This window comes from Alteromonas sp. IB21, assembly GCF_016405965.1.
Taxonomy (GTDB): domain Bacteria; phylum Pseudomonadota; class Gammaproteobacteria; order Enterobacterales; family Alteromonadaceae; genus Alteromonas.
Map to the genome: position 1 here is coordinate 1 of NZ_JAEFCD010000046.1, position 5,192 is coordinate 5,192.

Annotated in this window: 8 protein-coding genes; 2 read left to right on the plus strand and 6 right to left on the minus strand. The window is 42.2% G+C overall.

The window, feature by feature from the left end:
- Nucleotides 1-109: 109 nt before the first annotated feature.
- From JC525_RS19475 to JC525_RS19485, 3 genes are all read right to left on the minus strand, one after another.
- Nucleotides 110-478 (minus strand): DUF3703 domain-containing protein, encoded by a 369-nt coding sequence (locus JC525_RS19475; RefSeq protein ID WP_020745308.1) that lies wholly within the window; start codon nt 476-478, stop codon nt 110-112.
- A gap of 133 nt (nt 479-611) precedes the next feature.
- Nucleotides 612-941 carry a hypothetical protein gene (locus JC525_RS19480; RefSeq protein ID WP_198817788.1) on the minus strand — a complete coding sequence of 110 codons (330 nt, stop codon included), beginning with the start codon at nt 939-941 and terminating at the stop codon, nt 612-614.
- Nucleotides 942-1,058: 117 nt separating this feature from the next.
- Nucleotides 1,059-1,538 (minus strand): DUF6438 domain-containing protein, encoded by a 480-nt coding sequence (locus JC525_RS19485; RefSeq protein WP_198817790.1) that lies wholly within the window; start codon nt 1,536-1,538, stop codon nt 1,059-1,061.
- Nucleotides 1,539-2,156: 618 nt separating this feature from the next.
- On the opposite strand from JC525_RS19485, the gene JC525_RS19490 reads away from it, so the two are divergent.
- Together JC525_RS19490 and JC525_RS19495 are read left to right on the plus strand one after the other, a co-directional pair.
- On the plus strand, nt 2,157-2,441 hold the full coding sequence (locus JC525_RS19490; RefSeq protein WP_013783738.1) for a type II toxin-antitoxin system RelB/DinJ family antitoxin: 285 nt from the start codon (nt 2,157-2,159) through the stop codon (nt 2,439-2,441).
- Entirely contained in the window at nt 2,438-2,719 is a 282-nt protein-coding gene (locus JC525_RS19495; protein ID WP_020743723.1) for a type II toxin-antitoxin system RelE/ParE family toxin, read from the plus strand. The genes JC525_RS19490 and JC525_RS19495 overlap by 4 nt, the downstream gene beginning before the upstream one ends.
- A gap of 70 nt (nt 2,720-2,789) precedes the next feature.
- Here the strand turns inward: JC525_RS19495 and JC525_RS19500 are convergent, their stop codons facing one another.
- The 3 genes from JC525_RS19500 to JC525_RS19510 all read right to left on the minus strand — a co-directional run bounded on the left by JC525_RS19500 (nt 2,790) and on the right by JC525_RS19510 (nt 4,662).
- Complete coding sequence (locus JC525_RS19500; protein ID WP_198817792.1) at nt 2,790-3,185, minus strand: hypothetical protein; 396 nt, start codon at nt 3,183-3,185, stop codon at nt 2,790-2,792.
- A 142-nt stretch (nt 3,186-3,327) separates the two neighbouring features.
- Nucleotides 3,328-3,663 (minus strand): hypothetical protein, encoded by a 336-nt coding sequence (locus JC525_RS19505; protein WP_198817793.1) that lies wholly within the window; start codon nt 3,661-3,663, stop codon nt 3,328-3,330.
- A gap of 561 nt (nt 3,664-4,224) precedes the next feature.
- A complete protein-coding gene (locus JC525_RS19510) occupies nt 4,225-4,662 on the minus strand; it encodes a hypothetical protein (protein ID WP_198817795.1) in 438 nt (145 codons plus the stop codon).
- Nucleotides 4,663-5,192 lie beyond the last annotated feature (530 nt).

Below are 5,192 nucleotides of genomic sequence, written 5' to 3' on the forward strand. Positions count from 1 at the left end.
TTTAATTGGCTAATAATGTTGTTGACAAAGGGGGAGTCCACATAAGCGAAGCGAGGACAGCCCACGTGTTTTTGTCCCAGCAAGCTCCGCTTGCGTCTACAGCGGTTTGTTATACGCTACCTTTGGCTTTGAAAATAGCAGCCTGATGCTTTGGTGAAATAGGTAGCTTTTTAAAAGGACTGATATTTGAGCCACCAGTATTACCAGCAGGAACCAAACCGATTGCAGTTTTAGTTGCTGCGCCAAAAATACGAACAATTTGCCCCATACATTCTTTCGTATCTCTTTGACGAATGGCCCAAAGCAACATGAGAACATGAACTTTGACATGCCACCAAGTTGATTCTTGACCTAGCACGTGTGCATTTTCCAAATGATGAAAGGATTCTGAAAGCTTTCCTTCAGTTTCCAATTCATTTGCTAAAGCAATTTCCGATTGCACTTCGGAGGCAATATTTTTAGAGAACTTGCTAATCATATCTTCATCCTCTCAACGGCGTATAACTCCCAAATAAGGGGCGCAAACATGGGCGCTATAATGCGAAGCAGCGACCGTGTTTGCGTCCCAGCCCGCGCAGCGGGCGAACTTAATTTGTTTGTTATATGCAATTCTATTTATTAACAACATAGCCAACAGATTGGTTAGTGGATATTTCAAACTTTACCCTAGATACGTTTTGGTTTGAAATAGCTGCCTCCCCACCAATGTCTGCGTCGACAACAAAGATATTGAATTTGCCTTTTACTTTAGTTTTACCTTGTTTTGAAGAAGTTACAGCAACATCAAACACGATTTTACTCTGATCAGTGCTATCGCTTGAATTCCCCATCACATATTTTGCAAACAACCCTTTATCGTGTTTGTTTAGTCGCTCGTTTGCAGCCTCGATACCGTCAGATATTTCTACGAGTGTACTTTCAATAAAATCCTTTAAATTCAAAACTTACCTCCTTGCATATAACTTTTAAATAAGGGGCGCAAGCATGTGGGGCATAATGGCGAAGCCGCCCCGCATGTATGCGTCCCAGCGAACGTAGTGAGTGACTTGATTTTTTTGTTATGTGCCAACATAGCCACTGAGACCAATGAGTTCAAAAAGAGTTTTCTCTAGAGCTTCTAGTTCTTGCTCCCGATCAAAACCTTTGCAACCATGATAGTGATGCACTGTTTTTATATTGCCTGCAAATTGTAAAGATAACACTGTGCTTGGATGGTCGGTCCATTCTTCGCTACAAGGGCTTTCTTCTCCTTCACCGGCCCATCCATAGTCATCGCGGAATTTATAAAAGCTGTTCTCATCGAGAAGACGCAGAATTCTTTGAAAAAGTTCAGGATTATCGGGAAGTCGATATGTCCCCTCTAGTTCAGTATGAGCCTCCCCGCTATAAACAATTACTCCATCAGAGAAGACGTTAACTCTGTAAGCTGGGCATGTGCCAAAACAAGCAGTAGTTTCCATGCTAAAAACATCTGCTGGACTAGGATTAGCCAGCAATCCAGTAGATATAAAGGACAATAAAAAAATAACGTATTTCATAGTTTCATCCTTGGCACATAACTTTAAGCTAAGGGGCGCTAGCATGTGGGCCAAAATCCGAACGAAGTGAGTTAGCCCACATGTTAGCGTCCCAGCGACCGAAGGGAGTGGTCTTTAGCGCTTTGTTAGAAGCAGAGCCAGTTCCTTTGGTCTGTTTAAAAACTGATTAAGCCAGCATACGATTGATTGTTAACACAAACAAGCAAAACGACTGTACACAAATGTTTTTGATTTGACGGAAGCTAGCCGCCATCTGAGCTATCGAGTGTAATGGCGCTCGCTGACTCAAAAAAAGAAGTTGGCGATAAAGCGCCTATTACACCACCTTTGAATAAACTGCGGCGGATTTAAACCTACCACAAGCCAGAGCGATGCTAATTAGAAAAGGTGAGGGCAGTTGTACTGGGATTTTTATAAAGCCAAACGAAGTTTAGGTTGACGCCTTATAACACCCGCATAACGGGAAAAAATACGTAGGCTACAATACTAAGCGAAGCGCAAGGAGCCTACGTGTTTTTGTCCCAAGGAGCGCCAGCGACTGAGTTAATGCGTTTGTTAGTTGCCGTAAATTCAATAGGTGTGCTAACATTTGTGTGTACATTTCATAAGGAGTTTACCATGGATACCCGTATTCAGTTTAGAGTAGATGAAGAAACTAAACGGCTAGCTCAGATAATGGCCGAAAGCCAAGGACGCACTTTAAGTGACGCTTGTAGAGAGCTTACGGAAGAACTCGCTGAACAGCAACGAAAAATAATTACTCATGATCAGTGGCTAACTGAAGAGGTTAATGCTGCGTTCAGTAAATTAGAGAGTGGGCAAAGCAAGTTTGTCAGTCATGAAGAAGCGAACTTGGACATGGAAGCTCGAAAAATGAAAATTAGGAATAAAGCCAAAAAATGATCTTATGGGAAAAAAGTTCGTTGGACGATCGTGAGGCTATTTTCGAGTTTTTATACGAATTTAACCCATTAGCAGCAGAAAAAACTGATGCAATAATTGAGAAGAAAGTTGAAAACTTGAACCAGCAACCTTTTATGGGAGTGGAGAGAGAGGATATACCGGGAAGACTGTTAATAATTCCAGAGGTTTCAATGATTGTTTCATATTTCATAAAAGACGACATTATTCACATTCTTCGAGTTTTACACCAAAAGCAAAAATTTCCTGTAGGCAACTAACGCCGCAATAAAAGGCGAGCGGTAGCGAGTCCAGCCCACGCTTTTTTGTGGGCGATTTTTGATTGCTTTGTTATGAGTTTTTGCCATCTTTAACATATAGGACTAACAATACCGCTACGTAAACTGCTATTGCAACTGTTTGCAGCCAATAAGGCATAGTGGGTTGCCCTGCTGACAAAACGGAGCTTAAAGCAGAAGAAACATTTACCGCGCCTAAGCCGATGACTGTTAGCGCCAACACAACAATAGCCGTCAATGCGACGTCACGATGTTTTGACGCTGAATAAAACAAGCCAACATATGCACATACGGCAAACGAGATAATTTTATCTTGGTATGCGTAGAACGGTGTATCGTAGTACACGAATAGTATTGGCAGCTTAATACCAAAGAAATGCGCAATAGCCATACATACGAAATAGGCTGAACCAGCCAGGAAAGCATATCTTGTAATCTTTGAATTCATTTTTGATTCCTAATTTTTAGAAGACTTATAACTTTCCAATAACGGGCGCAGGCATGTGGGGCATAATGGCGAAGCCGCCCCGCATGTATGCGTCCCAGCGAACGTAGTGAGTGTGTTGATTGGGTTGTTATATGCGCTGTTTTTAAGAGCCATTATTACGATCTATCCTTGTTGCTATAGGCCAACCATACAGTACAAAAAATAAAAACCAACCAGATACAAGCCATGCATGTGCTTGTGGAAATACATTTGAAATAATCCCAGCAAAAAGACCAGAAGACAAAATAACAATTATGTATCTATTAGCTGAAGCCTGTTGAGACCGTAATTCCTTAAAATAAGGGTCGAGAAAAACTAACAAAATTGCTACTAAATATAGCGGAACGGCCCACTCTATAAGTGATTTAAAAAGAGCAGCTGTAGGTATTACAAGGACAGCACCACAATACATCCATTTTCTGCTATTAAATACTTCCATTTTTCAAGCTACCACAAGCATATAACTTTAAGCTAAGCGGCGCAGTTGCGTGGGGCATAATGGCGAAGCCGCCCCGCGTAATTGCGTCCGAACGACCGAAGGGAGTGACTTAAGCGCTTTGTTAGAAGCAGAGCCTGTTCCCTTGGCCTTTTTAAAAACTAATAAAGTCAGCATACGATTGATTATTAACACAAACAAGTAAAACAACAGTGCAGTGATGCAGGTGATTTGACTGAAGCAAGCTGCCATTTGAGCTACCAAGTGCAATGGCGCTTGCTAAATTGAATTAAGAACTTGGCGATAAAGCGCCTATTGCGCAACCTTTGAAGTTAATGCGGCGAAGTTAAAACCACTAAAAGCCAGAGCGATTTTTGAAACAGCAGGTTAGGTACGTTGAACTGATATTTTTATGAAGCCAAATGTAGTTTAGGCTGACGCCTTCTAACTTTTAAATAAGGGGCGCAGGCATGTGGGGCATAATGGCGAAGCCGCCCCGCATGTATGCGTCCCAGCCCGCGCAGCGGGCGTACTTAATTTTTTTGTTATGTGCCAGCACACTCTCTACTGCCGCCATAACTTTATTGTGCCCAATAAATAAAACGTACCATAAATACAGCAAATAATTGAGCTGACTAACCAAAAGGTTATTGAATTTTGGTGTACCACAGGGTCTGAAGTTAGAAAGGGACCAACTAAGCCTGCGATACCACGTAACAAATAGATGGCAGTAATTAAAGTTAAACAGGTTTTTAGTAGTGGCAACTTGATGATGATACCTGCACCAGAAAATGCATATAAGCCCCAGCCAGTAAGAATTGAAGCAATTACTAAAGTTATAATTGTTGGGTACGGGTCGCCCTGAGCTGCGAGTTGAGCCATACGTTGACCAGCACCAAAAAAGAGATACCAATCAGGGCCGCCGAAAATACAACCAATATGAAGTAATGCAGCCAGGATACTTAAACTGCCAGCGATTATTAGTTGATTATTCTTGTGCATTCAAATTCCTTTTGGCACATAACGCTAAGCTTTGGGGCGCTAGCACGTGGGCTAAAATCCGAACGAAGTGAGCCAGCCCACGTGTTAGCGTCCCAGCGACCGAAGGGAGTGCCAACAGCGTTTTGTTAGGCGTACAACAGAACGTACGCAGCTTTGCTGCCACCACTAGCCAATTAGGCCGCGTGTTTAAATTATTGAATTTAAGATAAAACAACCCTGTGCGAAAAGCTAGATGGTAACGGTAATGCTGGAAAAAAGAGCGAGTTTAAACAACTGGAAATGCAGAGTGGTGGCGTTGCTGAGTCGATGAAAAGCCCGTTGCTAAAGCCGTTTAAATTACCGAAAAAGTAAGCCGTAAATACAACCTAGCGAAACAGCCTTGATGCTGTAATGTCACTGCTGAGACTACTTTTTAATGCTGTAAGTAAATGACGCCTAACGCCCGCATAACGGGCAAAAATACGTAGGCTACAATACTGCGTATTTCGGTGAATCCGATCGGTCGTTTCGGTTTTATCCGATCACTTTTT